This is a genomic window from Cedecea selenatireducens (assembly GCF_042138895.1).
Taxonomy (GTDB): Bacteria; Pseudomonadota; Gammaproteobacteria; order Enterobacterales; family Enterobacteriaceae; genus Cedecea; species Cedecea selenatireducens.
In genome coordinates, this window is sequence record NZ_JBHIKW010000027.1 from 1 (window position 1) to 20,690 (window position 20,690).

20 protein-coding genes are annotated in these 20,690 nt (G+C 56.1%); 3 read left to right on the forward strand and 17 right to left on the reverse strand.

Annotated features, from left to right (window positions below; genetic code table 11):
- Positions 1–38: 38 nt before the first annotated feature.
- The 6 genes from ACE38U_RS22145 to ACE38U_RS22170 all read right to left on the reverse strand — a co-directional run bounded on the left by ACE38U_RS22145 (position 39) and on the right by ACE38U_RS22170 (position 5,555).
- Positions 39–473 carry a hypothetical protein gene (locus ACE38U_RS22145; RefSeq protein ID WP_375530525.1) on the reverse strand — a complete coding sequence of 145 codons (435 nt, stop codon included), beginning with the start codon at positions 471–473 and terminating at the stop codon, positions 39–41.
- Between the two features lie 114 nt (positions 474–587).
- Complete coding sequence (gntU, locus tag ACE38U_RS22150) at positions 588–1,928, reverse strand: gluconate transporter (protein WP_038477973.1); 1,341 nt, start codon at positions 1,926–1,928, stop codon at positions 588–590.
- Complete coding sequence (gene gntK / locus ACE38U_RS22155; protein WP_061278724.1) at positions 1,925–2,458, reverse strand: gluconokinase; 534 nt, start codon at positions 2,456–2,458, stop codon at positions 1,925–1,927. The genes gntU and gntK overlap by 4 nt, the downstream gene beginning before the upstream one ends.
- A 150-nt stretch (positions 2,459–2,608) precedes the next feature.
- Positions 2,609–3,604 (reverse strand): gluconate operon transcriptional repressor GntR, encoded by a 996-nt coding sequence (gntR, locus tag ACE38U_RS22160; protein WP_375530526.1) that lies wholly within the window; start codon positions 3,602–3,604, stop codon positions 2,609–2,611.
- Positions 3,605–3,698: 94 nt separating this feature from the next.
- Positions 3,699–4,394, reverse strand: coding sequence for a pirin family protein (locus ACE38U_RS22165; RefSeq protein ID WP_039298485.1), 696 nt, complete (start codon positions 4,392–4,394; stop codon positions 3,699–3,701).
- A 123-nt stretch (positions 4,395–4,517) separates the two neighbouring features.
- Positions 4,518–5,555: an oxidoreductase gene (locus tag ACE38U_RS22170; RefSeq protein ID WP_375530527.1), complete on the reverse strand. Its 1,038-nt coding sequence runs from the start codon at positions 5,553–5,555 to the stop codon at positions 4,518–4,520.
- Positions 5,556–6,106: 551 nt separating this feature from the next.
- Between ACE38U_RS22170 and yhhY the strand changes: the two genes are divergently transcribed.
- Entirely contained in the window at positions 6,107–6,610 is a 504-nt protein-coding gene (gene yhhY / locus ACE38U_RS22175) for an N-acetyltransferase (protein WP_375530528.1), read from the forward strand.
- A 501-nt stretch (positions 6,611–7,111) separates the two neighbouring features.
- Here yhhY and ggt read toward each other — a convergent pair.
- Entirely contained in the window at positions 7,112–8,854 is a 1,743-nt protein-coding gene (gene ggt, locus ACE38U_RS22180) for a gamma-glutamyltransferase (protein ID WP_375530529.1), read from the reverse strand.
- A 122-nt stretch (positions 8,855–8,976) separates the two neighbouring features.
- Between ggt and ACE38U_RS22185 the strand changes: the two genes are divergently transcribed.
- Entirely contained in the window at positions 8,977–9,342 is a 366-nt protein-coding gene (locus tag ACE38U_RS22185) for a DUF2756 family protein (protein ID WP_154187506.1), read from the forward strand.
- 4 nt (positions 9,343–9,346) lie between these two features.
- Here ACE38U_RS22185 and ugpQ read toward each other — a convergent pair whose 3' ends face one another.
- The 10 genes from ugpQ to livK all read right to left on the reverse strand — a co-directional run bounded on the left by ugpQ (position 9,347) and on the right by livK (position 19,884).
- Positions 9,347–10,087 (reverse strand): glycerophosphodiester phosphodiesterase, encoded by a 741-nt coding sequence (gene ugpQ, locus ACE38U_RS22190; RefSeq protein WP_176981481.1) that lies wholly within the window; start codon positions 10,085–10,087, stop codon positions 9,347–9,349.
- Positions 10,084–11,154: a sn-glycerol-3-phosphate import ATP-binding protein UgpC gene (locus ACE38U_RS22195; protein ID WP_375530530.1), complete on the reverse strand. Its 1,071-nt coding sequence runs from the start codon at positions 11,152–11,154 to the stop codon at positions 10,084–10,086. Before ACE38U_RS22195 ends, ugpQ begins: the two co-directional genes overlap by 4 nt.
- A gap of 9 nt (positions 11,155–11,163) precedes the next feature.
- Complete coding sequence (gene ugpE, locus ACE38U_RS22200) at positions 11,164–12,009, reverse strand: sn-glycerol-3-phosphate ABC transporter permease UgpE (RefSeq protein ID WP_176981479.1); 846 nt, start codon at positions 12,007–12,009, stop codon at positions 11,164–11,166.
- Positions 12,006–12,893 carry a sn-glycerol-3-phosphate ABC transporter permease UgpA gene (gene ugpA, locus ACE38U_RS22205; RefSeq protein ID WP_038477938.1) on the reverse strand — a complete coding sequence of 296 codons (888 nt, stop codon included), beginning with the start codon at positions 12,891–12,893 and terminating at the stop codon, positions 12,006–12,008. The genes ugpE and ugpA overlap by 4 nt, the downstream gene beginning before the upstream one ends.
- 117 nt (positions 12,894–13,010) lie before the next feature.
- A complete protein-coding gene (ugpB, locus tag ACE38U_RS22210) occupies positions 13,011–14,327 on the reverse strand; it encodes a sn-glycerol-3-phosphate ABC transporter substrate-binding protein UgpB (RefSeq protein ID WP_038477935.1) in 1,317 nt (438 codons plus the stop codon).
- A 594-nt stretch (positions 14,328–14,921) separates the two neighbouring features.
- Positions 14,922–15,635, reverse strand: coding sequence for a high-affinity branched-chain amino acid ABC transporter ATP-binding protein LivF (gene livF / locus ACE38U_RS22215; protein WP_081948189.1), 714 nt, complete (start codon positions 15,633–15,635; stop codon positions 14,922–14,924).
- Position 15,636: 1 nt separating this feature from the next.
- Positions 15,637–16,404, reverse strand: coding sequence for a high-affinity branched-chain amino acid ABC transporter ATP-binding protein LivG (gene livG, locus ACE38U_RS22220; RefSeq protein ID WP_038477929.1), 768 nt, complete (start codon positions 16,402–16,404; stop codon positions 15,637–15,639).
- Complete coding sequence (locus ACE38U_RS22225; protein ID WP_375530531.1) at positions 16,401–17,681, reverse strand: high-affinity branched-chain amino acid ABC transporter permease LivM; 1,281 nt, start codon at positions 17,679–17,681, stop codon at positions 16,401–16,403. Before ACE38U_RS22225 ends, livG begins: the two co-directional genes overlap by 4 nt.
- On the reverse strand, positions 17,678–18,604 hold the full coding sequence (livH, locus tag ACE38U_RS22230) for a high-affinity branched-chain amino acid ABC transporter permease LivH (protein ID WP_166867959.1): 927 nt from the start codon (positions 18,602–18,604) through the stop codon (positions 17,678–17,680). Before livH ends, ACE38U_RS22225 begins: the two co-directional genes overlap by 4 nt.
- A gap of 170 nt (positions 18,605–18,774) precedes the next feature.
- Complete coding sequence (livK, locus tag ACE38U_RS22235; protein WP_038483119.1) at positions 18,775–19,884, reverse strand: high-affinity branched-chain amino acid ABC transporter substrate-binding protein LivK; 1,110 nt, start codon at positions 19,882–19,884, stop codon at positions 18,775–18,777.
- A gap of 398 nt (positions 19,885–20,282) precedes the next feature.
- Here livK and panM point away from each other — a divergent pair, with 398 nt between their 5' ends.
- Entirely contained in the window at positions 20,283–20,663 is a 381-nt protein-coding gene (gene panM / locus ACE38U_RS22240; RefSeq protein WP_176981476.1) for an aspartate 1-decarboxylase autocleavage activator PanM, read from the forward strand.
- Positions 20,664–20,690: the final 27 nt, after the last annotated feature.

Genomic DNA, 20,690 nt, shown 5'->3' on the forward strand with positions numbered 1-20,690 from the left:
GACGAATCGAGTCCTGCTCCTAACCCCCTATTTCCCCCTCACGAACACATATACCGATACGGCCCCGGCTGGCACGCTCGCAGCAAGAGATGAAGATTTTCCTGCTTCAGCGTATACATGCCGCCAAAGAACGGATCGACAATCAGCCACCCCGGCACGCCGAAGAAGATGATGTTGCCAAAGAGATACCAGTTGCTAAAACGGGTTTCCAGCGGTAGCGACAGGGAGTAATACCCTTCATGTTTTAGCCTCAACGTGTAGTTTTTCTTCCCGAAGTAGCTGCCGTCCGTCTTTTTAAGCGTCACGGACTGGGGGGTAATGCCCTGTGCGGCAATCTCTCCCTTGCCATCAAAAATCGTAAAAGCAGCGCGCTTTGGCGTACTGTCGATATACACCGTGGCGTCATTATTGCTAACCAGCGTCGCGCAGCCGGTTAACAGCGGCAATAACAGTAAGAAGAGTAATTTTTTCATGCGGCGCTCCTTTTTTAATAGGGAATAAGAGCGTCACGGGAAGAGCGAAGCTTAACCCGTAAAAGCAAAACACCCGGCAATTGCCGGGTGTTTTTAGCGGGAGCGGAAGAGAGATTAAGACAGCAGGCTGAACGCAATCATCCCGACAATCGCCCCGGTGGTGCCGAGGATGGTTTCCATCATCGTCCAGGTCTTCAGCGTTTGTGCTTCGGTCGCGCCGGTAAATTTACCGAACAGCCAGAAGCCCGCGTCGTTCACGTGGCTCACCACGATAGAACCCCCCGCGATACAGATAGACAGAGCCGCCATCTGCGCGCCGTTATAGTTCAGCTGCTCGATAACCGGCATCACCAGGCCAACGGCGGTCAGGCAGGCCACGGTAGCGGAACCCTGAATGATACGTACCGCAGCGGCCAGCACGAAGCAGGTAATCGCGATAGGCAGGCCCATGCCGGTCAACGCTTCACCCAGAGCCGGACCCACGCCGGAGTCAACCAGCACCTGTTTGAACACGCCCCCGGCACCGATAACCAGCAGGATAATACCCGCAGGCTGCAGCGCCTGGCCGCATACCGCCATCACTTTTTCTTTGTCCATACCCTGACGATAAGCCAGGCCATAAATAGCCACCAGGCAGGCCACCAGAATCGCGGTGAACGGGTGACCGATGAATTCCAGCCATTCATACAGCGTAGAACCTGGCGCGGTAAAACGAGCGGCGATGGTTTTCAGGCCAACCAGTACCAGCGGCAGCAGGATCAGAGACAGGCTGAAGCCAAAGGATGGCAGCTTGCCTTCGCCCAGATGCGGCTCGGAGATATCATCCGGGATTTCCAGCGAAACAAATTTGCTGATGAAGTTCCCGAACAGCGGGCCGGCGATAATCATGCCGGGGATCGCGGCGCACAGGCCAATCAGGATCATCCAGCCAAAATCAGCGTGCATCTGTGATGCCAGCAGCATTGGCGCAGGCCCAGGCAGCAGGAACGCGGCAGCAGCGGCTACGCCCGCAAACAGAGGGATAACCAGCTTCACCAGATTGGTTCCGGTATGGCGCGCCATCGAAAACGCGACGCTTATCAGCAGCACGATGGCTACTTCAAAGAACAGCGGCAGCGCACAAATCAGGCCAGCCAGGCCAATGGCGTAATGCGCGCGGCTGTGGCCGAAGGACTTCAGCATCTTGACGGCAATCTGATCCACCGCACCGGTTTCATGCAGAATTTTGCCGAACATAGCGCCGAGGGCGACCACAATCGCCAGGAAGCCCAGCGTACCGCCCATGCCTTTCTGCATGGTGTCGGCGATTTTGTCGAGCGGCATGCCGGAGAACAGCCCGGCACCAATAGAAACCACCATCAAAGCAACGAAGGCGTGCATACGAGCCTTCATCACTAAAAACAGCAGAAGCAGCACGGAGCCGACCGCGGTTAAAACAAGCGTTAATGTACTCACTCTGCGCTGCCTTGGTTGATTAATGCGAGGGTGCTGGCGACAACGCCGTCCAGCGGCTGGTCGATATCCACGATCAGCACGTCTTTTTCATCCGCCTGCGGCTCTTGCAGGGTTTCGAATTGGGTTACCAGCATCTGGGTTTTGAAGAAGTGACCTTTACGCGCTTTCAGGCGGCTTTCAATCACCTCGAAATCACCTTTCATATAGATAAAGGAGAGGTTCGGGTTGCCGTCGCGCAGCAGGTCGCGATAGTGCTTTTTCAGCGCCGAGCAGACGATCAGCGAAACCTTGTTGGTGCGCTGCATCGCAAACGCGGCGTCATTTAACGCCTTCAGCCACGGGGTACGGTCGTCGTCGTTCAGCGGCTCGCCGGAGGCCATTTTCAGGATGTTGCTGCGGGGATGCAGGAAGTCGCCGTCAAGAAACGCGGCGTTCAGCTGGTGGGCAACTTCGCTGGCAACGGCGGATTTGCCGCTGCCGGAGACGCCCATCAGGACGTAAATGTGGTGGTCGTGATTAGTAGTACTCATGATGGCTCCGACTCTGACACAAAGCAATGCGCCTGGTTTTGTTACGGGTAACTGTTACCGATAACATTTTCCGGTCTGGCTGAGCAATAAGCAATAACCATTAGCTTGCAAAGTGTATAAGTGTGAGCTGTATCAAATAAAATTTTCGGCTTAGATCGAGCCGCCGGGCGACAGCGTAAAGCCTAAATCGAGCATTTTTGGGGTAATGACCTCACCGCGAATACGCGCCAGCAAACGCTCTGCCCCGATACGCCCCATGCGCTCTCGCGGGGTAAGCACGCTCGCCAGCCGCGGCTCCATCACCTGCCCGATATCATGGCCGTGGAAACCGGCAATCGCCATATCTTCCGGAATGCGCAGGCCCTGGCGCTGGCATTCAAACGCCGCACCAATCGCTAAGTCATCGTTGGTGCAGAAGATACTGTCGAGCTGTGGATATTCCCTTTTCGCCTGGCGCAGCAGCTCAATACCGGTGGAATAAGAAGAGGAGTTTTCAATCATCACGCTGTACGGCGTCAGCCCGGCGTCGAGCATCGCCTGCTCGTAACCTTTTTGCTTGATGAGGGTACGTTCGTCGAGGCGCGCGCCAAGATAGGCAACGTGCTTATGCCCACGGGAAATAATGTTGGCCGTCATTTGGCGAGCCGCTTCGAAGTTATCAAAGCCCACGGCGATATCCAGGCAAGGAGAGACGCTGTCCATCAGCTCCACCACCGGAATACCGGCAACTTCAATCATTTTCAGCGTTCTGGGCGTGTGGTTGCGCTCGGTCAAAATCAGCCCGTCGATGTTCCAGGACAGCATGGATTCCAGACGCTCCTGCTCCAGCTCCGGCTTATAGCCGTAGTGGGCGAGCATGGTCTGGTAACCGTGGGCATCGATGACGTTTTCAATGCCGCGCAGCACTTCGGCGAACACCTGGTTGGTCAGCGAAGGAAGCAGGACGCCGATGGCCCGGCTGGTTGAATTAGAAAGAATATCCGGCGCACGGTTCGGGATATAGCCCAGTTCATCTAACGCGGCGGCAATTTTAACCTGCAGCGCGGCAGACACCTGGTCAGGATTACGTAAGAAACGGCTGACCGTCATTTTGGTCACCCCAACGCGATCCGCAACATCCTGTAGTACCGGTCTTTTCTTTTTCATCGTCCTGCTTGGCTTATGAAGTTTCGACAGCCGAGTTTAGCACGGACAAAAGAAAACCCGCCCCTTTTTCAGGGGCGGGTTGTGACGGGTAACGTTATACCGGAGGCAGATCGAACAGCAGGATCTCGCTCGCTTCGCTGGCATGAACGGAAATCGCTTGTTCATCCCAGACTGCGATCGCATCGCTGGTTTTTGCCTGCGTGCCGTTAATAGACACGTCGCCTTTCACTACCTGGATCCAGACGCGGCGGTCGGCCGGAATCTGATACACAGACTGCTCGTCTTTAGCCAGCGCCCAGCGGGACAGCTCCATATCCTGATAAACCTTCAGCGAGCCGTCGCGTGCATCCGGAGAAAGCACCAGTTGGCGCCCCTGAGGAGCATCAAACCGACGCTGATCGTAACGCGGCGTAATCCCGGTTTTTTCTGGAATAATCCAAATCTGGTACAGGCGCAGCGGTTCGGTCTGGCTGGCGTTGTACTCGGAGTGACGGATCCCGGTTCCGGCGCTCATAATCTGGAATTCACCCGCGGGGACACGCTCTTTGTTGCCCATGCTGTCCTGGTGCTCAACCGCGCCTTCCAGCACGTAGGTCAAGATTTCCATGTCTTTATGCGGATGAGTACCAAAGCCCTGGCCCGCATCGATAACGTCTTCGTTAATGACCCGCAGCGCCGAGAAGCCCATAAAATTGGCGTCATAATAGTCGGCAAAAGAGAAGGTATGCCAGCTGTCCAGCCAGCCGTGGTTCGCATGGCCGCGGTCCTGTGCTTTTCTTAAGTAGATCATGTTATGTCCTCCGCAATTCGTTTGATGGGACAAGTGTGGACCCATTTAGCGGAGGATCATAGAGGGTGAAAATTGACTCCTCTGTTCAAAAAAAATGAACGAGTTAGAGGAGTCAAAATACTCTCAGGAGAGGCTTACTGTCGCAGGAGAAGGCTGTTCGAAACCGCGCTCCAGGATTTCCAGGTTGGTGAGAGCTTCAATTTCTCTGACGTAATTAGGCTTGCCGCCGATCAGCGTGTCGTACAGTGCATCGTAGACGCGGCCATAGTCGCCCACTTCCGGCTTCCACTCCTCGCGCACCGTTTCACCGGCTTCGTTAACGTACTCCAACGTGGCTACGCTGCTGTCCGCGCCAAACCCTGGCTCACCCGGCATGATGTAGGCTTTGAGGCTGGTTTCCTGCTGGTCGATGCCGTACTTCACGAACGAGCCTTTGGTGCCGTGCACGATAAATTTCGGGTAATCGATTTTCACCAGGTGGCTGGTTTTCACGATCGCTTTGAGATCGCCAAAGAACAGCTGGGCTTCAAAAGTATCGTCCGGGTTGGCTTTATTGCGCAGGCTGCGGATGTCATAGGCGACGTGTTCCGGGCGGCCAAACAGGGAGATGATTTGGTCCATGGTGTGCACGCCCAGGCCATAGAAAGCGCCGTCCGCCGGTTGGCCCGGATTCGCGGGCGCATCAGGGCGATACATATCGAAGTGACTTTCAATTTCCACGATCTTGCCGAGCTTGCCGCTCTCGATGGCTTTTTTCATCGTCAGGAAGCAGGAATCAAAGCGGCGATTCTGGTAAGGCGTGACCACCAGCCCCTTCTCGCTCGCCAGAGCAAACAGCTCTCGCGCTTCGGCAAGCGTTGGGGTAAACGGTTTTTCCACCAGCACGTTTTTACCCGCTTCGAGCGCCTTTTTCGCGTACTCAAAATGGCTGTCGACGTGGGTACAAATCACCACCAGCTTGACCTGCGGGTCGTTGAGGATGTCATCAAGCTGGCTGGTAAAGTGGATCCCGGCGTACTGCGGCTGCTGTTCCAGCTCCGGCTTTTCGCTACGGCGGAAGATGTGGGCCACGTTGAGCCTGTCTTTACGGAAGAGTACGAACGGAAGGTGATAGCGGGTGGTACTTTTACCAAAGCCGATGAAGGCACAGTGCAGAGTCATTTCATTATCCTTTTTGATTTGAGCTGCCTGTACCTTACTGCATTTTCCAGCCACGTTTTATTAAAACCGGACAAAGGTTTGTCCAAATTAGTTGGAGTTGTAGCAAGGCGGCAAGGGAAGGCATCCCGATGAGCTTACTTGGGTAAGTGATTCGGGTAACTGAGCGCAGCCAACGCAGCTACGGCTTCAAATAAGAAGACCAAAAGTTTGCCCAAATTAGTTGGAGTTGTAGCAAGGCGGCAAGGGAAGGCATCCCGATGAGCTTACTTGGGTAAGTGATTCGGGTAACTGAGCGCAGCCAACGCAGCTACGGCTTCAAATAAGAAGGGCAAAAAAAAAGCCAGCACCCGGCTGGCTAAAGTAATACTGGAAGCAATGTGAGCAATGTCGTGCTTTCAGGATGTCTCCGTAGGGGTCTCCCCTGAACGCATGGCAATAATAATCATTATCATTCGCACTTGTAAAGTGTTTTTTGAAAAAAATAGCGTTGACTTGCGGTTCAAAGTCAATGATGTTTAAAAGGTTTTCCATAACTCATTGAGGAGAAAAGGATGAAATCAGTTGTTGTGCGTCACGCCGAACCTGGCGATGCGGAAGCTTTACAGAAAATGTATGCCCATCCGGCGCTTTACCGCGACACGCTACAGCTACCTCATCCTCCTCTAAAAGCCTGGCATGACCGAATTACCGACCCCAGACCGGGGAGCCGACATTTGGTGGCGTGCATCGACGATGAGATTGTGGGGCAGCTAACGCTCACGGTGGAGCAGTCTCCGCGCCGCAGCCACGTTGCCACCTTCGGCATGGGCGTGCATTACGATCATCAGGGAAAAGGCATCGCTTCAGCTTTGCTGAAAGAAATGATTGCCCTGTGCGATAAGTGGCTTCGCGTCGAGCGCATTGAGCTGACGGTCTATACCGATAACGCCCCGGCGCTGGCGGTGTACCGCAAGTTTGGCTTCGAGGTGGAAGGTACCGGGAAGCGCTTCGCGCTGCGCGACGGCGAGTATGTGGATGCGTATTTTATGGCACGTTTTAGGCCGGGGGGATTTTAGCCCTCACCTGGGCTGTCTCCTATACCCTATTTTCTCGGAGAATATCTTTCGCTGCTCCCGGCAGCTCAACCCCGCCTGAGTTGGGTCATAACCGGGGGCGATGAGAGCCGGGAACAAGGACGTGGCTGTAAGTCTTGAAGCGACAGTGACTTTCAGCGTGGCTGGGAACAAAAAGCGAGGCTCGGTTCCGGCTTAAATCGCCTCCGTTTTCTCTCCGACTGGCCAGGGTCCGGACGTCGGGAACGGCCGGAGGCTGAGAGCGTCGGGAACGCGTCTCAGCCGACCCAGGACTGGGAGATAAAACGGAGGTTTACCGCTTGCGGCGATTTATTTGGCCGGGAGTCCGGGGTCTCGGGGGAATGACGGTGATTCTCCCGAGACGTTCACCGGTGCAGTGGCTAAATATGAAACAGCGCTGGAAGTGAACGGAATATTAACCAGCCCTGCACAATCGTCGGTATTTGTGTCTAAGAGACAGCCCCCGCATGGAGAAGAAGGCAATCAATACCCCGCGGTTAAATCATCCACTGAACGCGGATCGGACGCGCCATACAGCTTCCCATCGGGCGCAATCATAATGCTCTGTGTGCTGCCCATCGCGGCCTTCACTTCGACGTTCTGCCCTTTCTCTTTCAGTAACCGAAGCGTATCCGGGCTAAAGCCTTTCTCCACCCGCAGTTCGTCAGGCAACCACTGGTGATGGAAGCGTGGCGCATTGGTCGCTTCTGCCACGTTCATGCCAAAATCAATGCTGTTTACTACCATTTGCAGCACGGTAGTGATAATTCGGCTCCCGCCGGGGCTGCCGGTTACCAGCCAGGTTTTCCCGTCTTTCACCACGATAGTGGGCGACATAGAAGATAACGGGCGTTTGTGTGGCCCCACGGCGTTGGCCTCCCCGCCCACCAGCCCGTAAACGTTCGGCACGCCCGGTTTGGCGGAGAAATCATCCATCTGGTTGTTCATAAGGATGCCGGTATTACCGGCGACAATCCCGGTGCCGAAGGTGGTATTCAACGTATAGGTCACCGCCACCGCATTGCCGTCTTTATCCACGACGGAGAAATGCGTGGTCTGGTTACTTTCGTACGGGGCCAGGTTACCCGGCTTGATTTCGCTAGACGGGCGAGCCTTGTTGATATCAATTTTCCCGGCCAGCGATTTTGCATAAGCCTTGCTGGTCAGCGCCTGCCAGGGCACTTTGACGAAGTCCGGGTCACCGAGGTATTCCGAGCGATCCGCGTAGGCATATTTCTCCGCCTCGGCCATGATCTGCAGGGTGTCCGCGCTGCCAAAGCCGTACTTCGCCAGATCGAAGTTTTCAAGGATATTGAGGATCTGCACGATGTGGATCCCGCCGGAGGACGGCGGCGGCATGGAATAGACTTCATAGCCACGGTATTCGCCGCTGACGGGCTGGCGCTCAATCGCCTTGTAGTTGGCTAAATCCGCCTTGCTTATCAGCCCGCCGTTCTTTGCCATCTCTTCGGTAATCTGGTCGGCAATCGCCCCTTTATAGAAGGCATCCGGCCCCTGCTCAGCAATCATTTCCAGGCTTTTCGCGAGGTTGGCCTGCACCAGCTTATCGCCTTTCTGCAGCGGCTCTCCGTCCGCTTTCCAGAAAATAGCCTTGCTGTTGGCATGGTTCGGGATCACTTCGGCGCCGTACTGTTTCAGGTCATCTGCCAGCGCATCGTTCACTATGAAGCCGTCCCGCGCCAGCTTAATGGCGGGCTGCACCACTTTGTTTAGCGGCAGGGTGCCGTACTTTTCCAAAGCCAGGCTAAACCCGGCCACGGTGCCCGGCGTGCCGGAGGCAAGGTGCGACGTTAGCGATTTCTTGCTATCGGCATTACCTTCATCGTCGAGGAACATATCCCGGCTGGCCTTTTCCGGCGCCATTTCCCGGAAGTCGATAGCGGTCGTTTTGCCGTCTTTGGTGCGCAGCATCATAAAACCGCCGCCGCCGATGTTGCCCGCCTGCGGGTGCGTGACCGCAAGGGCATAACCTACGGCAACCGCAGCATCCACTGCGTTACCGCCCTGCTTTAAGATATCGACGCCAACCTGAGTCGCCGCCGCATCCATCGAAGCCACCATACCGTGTTCCGCGCGTACCGGATGATAAACATCCATTTCCACGCCATAGGAGACCGGCGGAGGAGCGGCAATCACCGACAAACACAGCCCGATAGTCAGCGCCGGAATGGCGACCCAGCGCAAAATTTTCCACTGCTTTATCATCGTTATATCCTCATTTACCCGGGGAAAGTCCCCGCTTAATCCTGGTTCACAAATCCGAAATAATCATCGTGATGAAGGAAACCGAGTAAACTTAGGGGAACCCCTGATGGGAGGAGATAACGATGAAAAAGGTATGGCTTCTGGCAGCCTTGCTGCCGCTAACCGCGCTCGCACAGCCGCTCAACACCACCAACAACCCTAACCAGCCGGGCTATCAGAACCCGAGCCAGCAGCGGATGCTGACGCAAATGCAAACGCAGCAATCCCAACAGCAGGGGATGTTAAAACAGCAGATACAAACGCAGAGCAAGCTACAGCAACAGCAGCTTCAGACGCAGTTGAACAACAATCAGCAGCGCGTCCTGCAGTCGCAGCCGGGCATAAGCCAGCAGCCGTTGCCGAACACCAATGGTGGGATGCTAAAAGGAAATAACGGCGGCATGCTGAAGCAAAGTGGTTCAACGCTGCCGCCGCCGGTCACGCCGTAAGGCGTTATGCGGAGAAGTTCGGACCTATCTCGTCGATGCGATCGGTACAGATAGCATCGACGCCCCACTGCAGCAGCACGGCCGCGCGGTGGGGAACGTTCACGGTATACACCAGAATGTACAATCCGGCCGCTTTCAGCGCCTTCACCCGAGCCTCATCTAACAGCTGATGATTCAGGTGAATAGACACGCACTGTAAGCGGGTGGTCAGTTCCTGCCAGTCATCACGCCATTCATCCAGCAGCAGGCCGCGAGGCAGTTCAGGTGCAGCAAGCTGGGCGGCTTCCAGGGCTTCAATCTCGAAAGAAGAAAGCAGCGGTGCCGTTTGCCCGGCCCACAGTTCCCGAGCCGCCAGAGCAACCACTTTCCCGGTTTCTGTTTCCAGCCCGGTGGTTGGTTTAATCTCGATATTTGCCATCATGCCGTGCTGTTTACAACGCTCGGCCACCTGAGAAAGCAGCGGCAGCGGCTCACCGGCAAATTCACGGCTGAACCAGCTTCCGGCGTCAACCTTCAACAGATTGTCCCAGCTCAGCTCGCCGGCAATGCCCCAGCCGTTGCTGGTGCGCTCAAGCGTGTCGTCGTGCAGCAGGAAAATTTGCCCGTCGCGGGACAGCTTGGCGTCAAACTCAATCATCGTGTGGCCGTAACGTGCCCCCACGTCGATTGCCGCGAGGGTATTTTCCGGTGCCAGCTTACCGCCGCCACGGTGGGCGACGATTTTTGGATAGGGCCAGTTGCTCATAAACGTTGTCCGTTTTTGCCATCAAAGAAGTGCAGATGTTCTTCCGGCAGATGAACCCAGAGCGTAGTGCCCGGCTGCGGGCGTTCCTGGTGCCCAAGGCGAATCACCACCTTTTGCCCACCCCAGCGGCCGTGGACCAGGTTATCAGCGCCCAGCATTTCAAGGGTTTCCACCACGATCGGTATGCCACCTGCTTCCTGAGAGCTTATCGCAATATGTTCCGGGCGGATACCCAGCGTCATCGGGCGGCCAACCCACTGTAAACGCTGGCTACCCATCGGCAGCGCATCGCCGCCGTTCAGCTCAAAGCGTGAACCATCGATGCTGATATTTCCATCCAGCAGGTTCATCGCCGGCGAGCCGATAAAGCTTGCCACAAAGCGGCTGGCAGGACGTTCGTAAACCTCAACTGGCGTACCAATTTGCTCCGCAATACCTTTGTTCATCACCATCACGCGCTGGGCGAGGGTCATCGCTTCCACCTGGTCGTGCGTCACGTACAAACTGGTGGTTTTCAGGCGGCGGTGAAGCTGCTGAAGTTCAAGGCGCATCTGCACGCGCAGCTTGGCATCAAGGTTTGACAGCGGTTCGTCGAACAGGAATACCGCCGGGTCACGCACGATGGCGCGGCCCATGGCGACGCGCTGACGCTGGCCGCCGGAAAGCTCTCGCGGGCGGCGGGTCAGCAGCGCATCCAGCTCCAGAATACGAGCGGCTTCCAGCACCTTCAGGCGGATCTGCTCTTTGCCCAGGCCACGGATTTTCAGGCCCCAGGCCATGTTCTCTTCTACCGTCATGTGCGGGTAGAGCGCGTAGTTCTGAAACACCATCGCGATGCCGCGCTCTTTGGGTTCCATATCGGTGACGCGCTGGCTGTCAATCCAGATATCGCCGCTGGTCACCTGCTCCAGCCCGGCCACCATACGCAGCAGCGTAGATTTACCGCAGCCGGAAGGCCCGACCATCACGATGAACTCGCCGTCCGCAACGTCAACCGTCAGCGGCTGAATCACCTGGGTTTTACCGTCCCAGCTCTTGGTTACTGCCTGTAATTTTAAACCAGCCATGAAAGGTTCCTACTTCTCACTATCAACCAGACCACGCACAAAGGCGCGCTGCATAACTAAAACGATAACAACCGGTGGGACGAGCGTCAGCAGCATCGCTGCCATGACCTGGTTCCACTGCGTGACGCCATCACCGCTGGCAATCATGCCCTTGATCCCCGCCACGGCGGTGCCGAGGTCAGCATCGGTGATAATCAGCAGCGGCCAGAGATACTGGTTCCAGCCGTAGATAAAGGTGATCACGAACAGCGCCGCCAGGTTGGTTTTAGACAGCGGCAGCACGATGTCGAAGAAAAAGCGCATCGGCGAGGCGCCGTCGATGCGGGCCGCTTCCATCAGCTCGTCTGGCAGCGTCATGAAAAACTGGCGAAACAGGAACGTGGCCGTGGCCGACGCCATCAGCGGCAGCGTCAGGCCGGTGTAGCTGTCGAGCATTTTCAGGTTAGAGATAACCTCAACCGTCGGGAAAATACGCACTTCGACCGGCAGCATCAGGGTGATAAAGATCATCCAGAAGAACAGGTTACGCAGCGGGAAGCGGAACCAGACGATGGCGAAAGCCGAGAGCATCGACACGGCGATTTTACCGATGGTGATCACCAGCGCCATCACCGTGCTGTTAAACAGCAGGCGGCTGAACGGCGCGCTGTTGACCGCCACGCCGTTAGTCCAGATGTAGCTAATGTTTTCCCACAGATGAGTGCCAGGGATCAGCGTCATCGGCGTGTCGAATACCGCTTTGTTATCCAGCGTCGCGGCAACAAACGCCACGTACAGCGGGAACAGAATGACGATGATGCCCAGAATCAGCATGGTGTGGCTGAAGATAGTCAGCCCGCGACGGTTCTCAATCATTGGTAGCGCACCTTACGTTCAACGAAGCGGAACTGAACCACCGTCAGGACAATAACCAGCAGCATCAGCACCACCGATTGCGCCGCCGAGGAAGAGAGATCCAACCCGGCAAACCCTTCGCGATAAATCTTGTAGATAAGCGTGGTGGTTGCCTGCACCGGGCCACCGCCGGTTGCCGCGTCAATCACCGGGAAGGTGTCGAAGAAGGCATACACCAGGTTCACCACCAGCAGGAAGAAGCTCACCGGGGCGATAAGCGGCAGCGAGATAAAGAAGAAGCGGCGCACGGGGCCGGCTCCATCAATCGCTGCGGCTTCCACCAGCGAGCGCGGAATCGACTGCAGGGCGGCGAAGAAGAACAGGAAGTTGTAGCTGATCTGCTTCCACACTGAGGCAAACACCACCAGGAACATCGCCTGGCCGCTGTTTTGCGCGTGGTTCCAGTTATAGCCAAACTCTTCCAGTACGTGGGTAATCAGCCCGCGACCTGGGTTGAACAGGAAGATCCACAGCACCGCGGCAATGGCGGGCGCTACGGCGTAGGGCAGCAGCATCAGCGTCTGATAAAGACGGCTGCCGCGCACCACATAATCCACCAGCGCGGCGAAGAACAGCGAAGCCAGAAGCCCGCAGCCCGCCACCAGGCCACTGAAGATTATGGTGGTGTAGAAAGAGTCCAGATAGTAGCTATCGTGGAACAGCTGCACGAAGTTATCCAGGCCAACAAAGTGGCTGGACAGACCAAACGGGTCAAGGTTTTGCAGCGAGTACCAGAGGGCTTCACCCGCTGGCCAGATAAAGAAAATGACGGTGATGATCAGCTGCGGCAGGACCAGCGCATAGGGTAGCCAACTTGAACGGAACACCGGGCGAGATGATGACATAAGGTTACTCGATTAATGTTATTACAGGCGGTGCTTTGCCCCTCAGCACAACGCTCTCCTTTGACAGAGAGCGCCGTACTCTGCTCCCTCCCTTTCGGGTGAGAGCGAGGGTAGAACTTAAGACTTGGTAGACTGCTCGAAGCGGCGCAGCAGCTGGTTACCACGCTCAACGGAAGCGTCCAGCGCCTGCTGAGGCGTTTTCTTACCGGTCCAGACAGACTCCAGCTCTTCGTCAACCACGGTACGGATCTGCGGCATGTTGCCCAGACGCAGGCCTTTGGTGAACGGCAACGGCGGCTTGTTCAGCATCTGGCGAGTGGCGGTATCCGCACCCGGGTTCTTGTCGTAGAAGCCTTCTTTACGAGTCAGGTCGTAAGCGGCGGTCGTGATCGGCAGGTAGCCAGTTTTCTGGTGCCATTCAGCGGCGATTTCTGGCTTAGCCAGGAATTGCATGAACTCGGCCACGCCGGTATAGGTAGGCTTGTCTTTGCCCTGCATCACCCACAGGCTTGCACCGCCGATGATGGCGTTCTGTGGAGCGCCTTTCACGTCTGCGTCGTAAGGCATCATGCCTACGCCGTAGTTGAATTTCGCGTACTGACGGATGTCAGCCAGGGAGCCGGAAGACGCGGTAGTGATCGCGCAGTCGCCGTTGTAGAACTTCTCGGTGGACTCGTCTTTACGCCCGTAATAGGTGAAGTCGCCTTTCTTGTTCATCGCTTCCAGCAGGGCAATGTGTTTCACCTGCTCAGGTTTGTTGAACTCCAGAACTGCGTCAGTGCCGTCAAAGCCGTTGTTTTTGGTCGCAAACGGCAGGCCGTGCCAGGCGCTGAAGTTCTCCAGCTGGATCCAACCCTGCCAGCCGCTGGCGTAGCCGCACTTCATGCCCGCTGCGCGCAGTTTGGCGCTGTAGTCAGCCACATCCTGCCAGGTTTTAGGCGGCTGATCCGGGTTCAGGCCAGCTTTCTTGAAAGCGTCTTTGTTGTAGTACAGCACCGGAGTGGAGCTGTTGAAAGGCTGGGACAGCAGGTGGCCCGTTTTGGAGTCGGTGTAGTAACCGGCCACGGTCGGTACAAACTGAGACTCGTCGAAGCTGATACCCGCATCTTTGAACACTTCGTAGACCGGCTTGATCGCTTTAGAAGCCATCATGGTCGCGGTGCCGACTTCATACACCTGCAGGATGGCCGGGGCGTTACCGGAACGGTATGCCGCGATGCCCGCCGCCAGGCTCTGTTCGTAGTTGCCTTTATAAACCGGCACAATTTTGTAATCAGGGTGCGTTTCGTTGAAACGGTTTGCCAGAGAATCCACTTCTTTACCCAGTTCCCCGTCCATTGAATGCCAGAAAGGAATCGTGGTAACGGCCATCGCCTGGGAGGCAAATGCCAGACCAAGCGTCAGCGCTAAAGCTGTGTGTCGTAACGATGTCATTCGGTTATCTCTCTTGTTGTGCCGGATGCGCGAAATCACGCGTTTTATGCTCGCGAGGTAACATGACACGCTCGAATGACAGAAAAATAACGGATGGATGACAGAATAGTTACAGCAGAGTGAATGAAATGTTTCGTCGTCGACGGGAGATATATTTTCTTTCTCCCTGCAGGGAGCTACTTCTTATACACATTTTCTTTCCAACATCTTCCTGGCAACCCTGGCGCCCGGCGAGTTCATCGCCGCTGAAGCGGTAAACCCACCGGCTATCACCCAAACATTCGGGGTCGTTCGCGATTCGTTCCCGACGATCGCTCTCTTTCGCTGTTCCCGATAGCTCAACCCCGCCTGAGTTGGGTCATCACCGGGGGGCGATGAGAGCCGGGAACAAGGGCGTGGCTGCATGTAAAGCTGCAGTTGAAGTGAGCGGAACCTTAGCCAAGCTTTCATAGAACATATTTGTAGCTAAGGAACAGTCCACGGGGAGAAGGTGCAAACAAAACGGAGTGGCCTGATGCCCTCACCCCGCCCCTCTCCCACAGGGAGAGGGTGCAAACAAAAAAAACGGCAACCGAGGTTGCCGTTTTACTTTTATTAGCCGCCCAGATAAGCGCTTCTTACGGCTTCGTTCGCCAGCAGCGCATCGCCGGTGTCTTCCAGCACCACGTGGCCGTTTTCCAGCACGTAGCCCCGGTCGGCCAGCTTCAGCGCCTGGTTGGCGTTCTGCTCCACGAGGAAGATGGTCATTCCTTCGCTGCGCAGCTGCTCGATGGTGTCGAAGATTTGCTGGATGATGATCGGCGCTAACCCCAGCGACGGTTCATCTAACAGCAACAGACGCGGCTGGCTCATCAGCGCCCGGCCAATCGCCAGCATCTGCTGTTCGCCGCCTGACATGGTGCCCGCCCGCTGAATACGGCGCTCATGCAGGCGCGGGAACAGATCGTAGACGCGCTTAATGCGGTCCTGGAACTGGTCACGCTCGGCAAAAAAGCCGCCCATCGCCAGGTTCTCTTCTACCGTCATGCGGGAGAAAACGCGGCGCCCTTCCGGCACAATCGCCACGGCTTCACGCATGATGCGCGCGGTGTGCCAGTCTGTAATATCTTTGCCATCAAACACAACGCGACCGCTGGTGGCGCGCGGGTCACCGCAAAGCGTCCCGAGCAGCGTGGTTTTGCCCGCGCCGTTGGCGCCGATGAGCGTAACAATTTCGCCTTGTTTAATATGCAGACTGACCTCGTGCAGCGCCTGAATCTTTCCGTAGTGGGCGCTCACCTTGTCAAACGACAGCATTACATTTTCCATCTTAAGCCTCACCCAGATAGGCGCGAATGACGTCAGGGTTGTTGCGGATTTGCTCCGGCGTGCCGTTGGCTAACGGCGTTCCCTGATTCACCACGTAGATACGGTCAGAAATCCCCATGACCAGCTTCATGTCATGCTCAATCAGCAACACCGTGGTGTTGTGGTGATTACGCAGCTCCATGATCAGCTCATCCAGCTCATGGGTTTCTTTCGGGTTAAGGCCAGCAGCAGGTTCGTCCAGCATCAGAATCTCCGGCTGGGTCACCATGCAGCGAGCAATCTCAAGGCGGCGCTGGTCGCCATAGGCGAGGTTACTCGCCTGGCGGTTAGCGTGCTCCAGCAGCCCGATACGCTCGAGCCAGGTTGCCGCTCTGTCCAGCGCTTCGCTTTGGGCACGACGGAAACCCGGCGTCTTCAGCAGCCCGGAGAACACTCCGGTTTTCAACTGCTGATGTTGGGCCACCAGCAGGTTCTCAATCACCGTCATTTCACGGAACAGGCGAACGTGCTGGAAGGTACGCACCACGCCCATGCGCGCAATCTGCTGGCCAGGTAAGCCTTCCAGATGCTGGTCACGAAGCATAATGGTGCCGCCGGTTGGCTTATAAAAGCCGGTCAGGCAGTTAAATACCGTGGTTTTACCGGCCCCGTTCGGGCCGATAAGCGAAACAATTTCCTGTGGATGCAGCTCGAGCGAGACATTGTTGACGGCCAGCAGGCCGCCGAAACGCATCATCAGACCGCTTACGGATAACAATGGCTGACTCATGCCTGCTCTCCTTTCACTACTTGCTCTTTCCTCAGTTTCACGTGCGGGCGCGTCATCGGCAGCAGGCCCTGTGGACGCCAAATCATCATCAGCACCATCAGGCCGCCGAGCACCAGCATGCTGTACTCGTTCAGGTCACGCATCAGCTCGCGAGAGACAACCAGCAGGACAGCGGCCAGAATTACCGCGAACTGCGAGCCCATCCCGCCCAGCACCACAATCGCCAGCACAAACGCCGACTCGGCGAAGGTGAAGGATTCCGGGCTGACAAAGCCCTGACGTGCGGCAAACAGCGTCCCGGCAAAACCTGCGAACGCGGCGCTAATAGTGAATGCGGTCAGTTTAATACGAGTTGGGTTCAGGCCCAGCGAGCGACAGGCGATTTCATCTTCGCGCAGCGCTTCCCAGGCACGGCCCAGCGGCATACGCAGCAGGCGGTTAATCACGAACAGCGACAGCACCACCAGCAGCAGCGCAACCAGATAAAGGAAGATAACCCTGTCGCTCGGGTCATAGGCCACCTTAAAGAAGTTGCTGAAAGTATCCCAGCCGCCTTCGCGCGCGGTACGGCTAAACTCCAGGCCGAAGAAGGTGGGTTTTGGGATCTGGCTGATGCCGTTAGGGCCGCCGGTAATCTCGGTATTGTTCAGCAGCAGGATACGGACGATTTCGCCGAAGCCCAGCGTCACGATCGCCAGATAGTCACCGCGCAGGCGCAGCACCGGGAAGCCGAGCAGGAAACCCGCAGCAGCAGCGACCAGGCCCGCCAGCGGCAGGCAGGTCCAGAAGCCCAGGCCGTAATAGTGGTTCAGCAACGCAAAGGTGTAGGCACCGATGGCATAAAAACCGCCATAGCCCAGCACCAGCAGCCCAGACAGCCCGACCACCACGTTCAGCCCCAGGCCGAGGATGATGTAAATCATGGTTAACGTAGCAATGTCTACGGTGCCACGTGAAACCAGGAATGGCCAGGCCACAGCCGCCACCAGCAACGCTACCAGGAACAGCTTCTGCTTAACCGTGGAGCCGTCCAGCGCCGGCAGCACAAACTTCGGCCCGGACACTTTCTTCATACCCTTCTGGAACAGCGGGCGCAGCAGCTGGAACGCCAGCACCACAGCCGTGCCGATATAGACCCATTCCCAGCGCACGGAAGGCGCGCTGTTCACCACCAGTTTGGTGCCGTCCAGGCTTAGCTGAACGCCCATAAATACCGATGCTAAAACAAAGAACATGGCTGCGGAGAGCAGCGAAAAGACAACATGCATCGGTTTCATACTTTCTCAACCTCCGGACGACCCAGGATCCCGGTAGGCATCACCAGCAGCACCACAATCAGCAGCGCGAAGGAGACGACGTCTTTATATTCCGTGCTCAGATAGGCAGAGGTCAGCGCTTCGGCCACGCCGAGGATCAGGCCGCCAATCATCGCGCCAGGAATGCTGCCGATGCCGCCAAGTACCGCGGCGGTAAAGGCTTTCATGCCCGCCATAAAGCCGATGTACGGGTTGATTACGCCGTAGAACTGGCCCAACAGCACGCCGGCCACCGCCGCCATCGCCGCGCCAATCACGAAGGTGAGCGAGATAACGCGGTCGGTGTTAATCCCGAGCAGGCTGGCCATTTTCAGGTCTTCTGCACAGGCACGGCAGGCGCGGCCCATGCGGGAATAGCGGATAAACAGCGTCAGCGCCAGCATGGCGAGGAAAGTCACTACCCAGATAACCAGCTGCATGGTGGTGATGGTGGCGGTGAAGTTATCGCTCGCCCCCACAATCCACTGCCCGTTAAACAGGCTTGGCAGCGCGATGTCGCGCGAACCTTCCGTCAGGCTGACGTAGTTTTGTAGGAAGATGGACATCCCGATGGCGGAAATCAGCGCAATCAGGCGCTTGGAGTTACGCACCGGCCTGTAGGCCACGCGCTCAATGCTCCAGCCATAGGCGCTGGCGATGATAATCGCGCCAATAAAGCCTGCGCCTACCAGCATCCAGCCCACATCAATTCCGAGCATCATTAGCGCGGCGATGATCATGAAAGAGACGTAGCTACCGATCATATACACTTCGCCGTGGGCGAAGTTGATCATGCCAATAATGCCGTACACCATCGTATAGCCGATGGCGATCAGCGCATAGGTACTGCCCAGCGTGACGCCGTTAAACATCTGCTGCAGGAAGTAGAGAAACTGCTCGGACATAACTTAACCTTTCCAAACCCGTATGGACGGGATATTGAATCCACTCTAAATAATTCGAGTCGCAGGAAGACGGCAAGCTTGCTCATCCTCAGGAGCATACATAAGTATGTGACTGAGGTGGGCATGCGCAGCCAACGTACCTGCGGCTCGAAGTATGACGAGTGGTCGCCTTACTTCGCCACAGAGGACGAACCATCGGCGTGCCACTGGAAGACACCAAATTCAAATCCTTTCAGATCGCCTTTCTCATCCCAGTTCAGCGGCCCAATCACGGTGTTCGCACCGTGTGCTTTTAAATCTTTCACCAGCGCAGCAGGATCTTTGCTGCCGCTGCGGTCCATGGCGGTGGCCAGAGACTGAACTGCCGCATAGGTGATCCACACGTACGGGCCGCTCGGGTCTTTCTTCGCCGCTTTCAGTTCATCAACGATAGCTTTGTTGGCAGGATCCTGGTCGTAGCGCTTAGGCATGGTGACCAGCATTCCTTCGCCAGCAGGTCCGGCGATGTTGGACAGGGAAGCGTTACCCACGCCTTCTGGCCCCATAAACTGGGTTTTCAGGCCTACGGCGCGTGCCTGACGCAGGATCTGCCCCATTTCCGGGTAGTAACCGCCGTAATACACGAAGTCGATATTTTCTTTCTGCAGACGCGCGACCAGGGTGGAGAAGTCTTTGTCCCCGGCGGTGATCCCGTCGAAGAACACGATGTTCGCCCCGCCTTTTTTCAGGCCATCCTGCACGGCACGCGCCAGGCCTTCGCCGTACTGCTGTTTGTCGTGGATGATAGCGATGCGCTGCGGCTTAACGTGCTCCAGAATAAATTTGGACGCTGTCGGGGCCTGGGAGGAGTCGAGGCCAGCGGTACGCATAATCATGCCGTAGCCGCGCTGGGTCAGCTCAGGGTTGGTCGCACCCGGAGTTATCATCAGGATGCCTTCATCTTCATAGATGTCGGAAGCTGGCTGGGTGGAAGAAGAGCAAAGGTGACCGATGACGTACTTCACGCCGTCGTTAACGATCTTGTTGGCAACCGCTACGGCTTGTTTAGGATCGCACGCGTCGTCATATTCAACGCCGACCAGCTTGTCGCCTTTGATCCCGCCCCTGGCATTGATGTCTTTGATAGCCTGGCGAGCACCGTTAAATTCCATGTCGCCCCACTGCGCTACCGGGCCTGACATTGCCCCGACAACAGCCACTTTAATATCTCCAGCGGTTGCCGCGTGAGACACAGCCAACGCCACCAGCCCGGCAAGTAATGTCTTCGCGTTCATCTTCATTCGTTCCATCCCCATAACCTGGTTAAAAAGCACGCAGTGCTTTTTATAATCAATGTTCATTTTTATCAGTGCCTTGAAGGAGTTAGCGGTAAATTTCACAATTTATCAGGCTAAACTCTCTATTTTTCAGGCGATTAAGTAGAGATAATATTCTGTATTTCGCCATAGTTAAACAAAAAAAAGCACTGAAATCAGCATAAAATAGCGGTACAAAGAGCCGAACAATTCACTGGATTTTAGTGCTTTATCCTGGTCATGATTCAATCTGCCGCGTTTAAGGCTGACTTAGCTTTACGACAAAAAGTAATCAACTGCTGAGCGGGATAAAAAAGATAAAGCGTCTGAGGCAAATAAATTGGTTACACTCGTGGTTTCCCCGCTTTTTGGTTAGCTCACTTATGAAACTCACTATCATTCGTCTGTTTGAGTTTAGCGCTCAGGATAAAATTGACCTCGGTAAGATCTGGCCGGAATATTCCAGCGATTCGCTGACGCTTAGCGACAATGAAAGGATCTACGCGGCAAAATTTAACGATCGCCTGTTGGGCGCGGTGAGAGTGACGTTGACCGGTAAACAAGGTGCGCTGGATTCGCTGCGAGTACGTGAAATTACCCGCCGCCGGGGCGTGGGTCAGTATCTGCTGGAAGAGGTGATGCGGGATAACCCAGCGATTACGCACTGGTGGCTGGCAGGTGTCGGCGTTGAAGATCATGACGTGATGACGGCGTTTATGCAGGCTTCGGGGTTCCGGGAGCTGAGCGGCGGCTGGGAGAAATAGCAGCCCTCACCCCGCCCCTCACCCCTG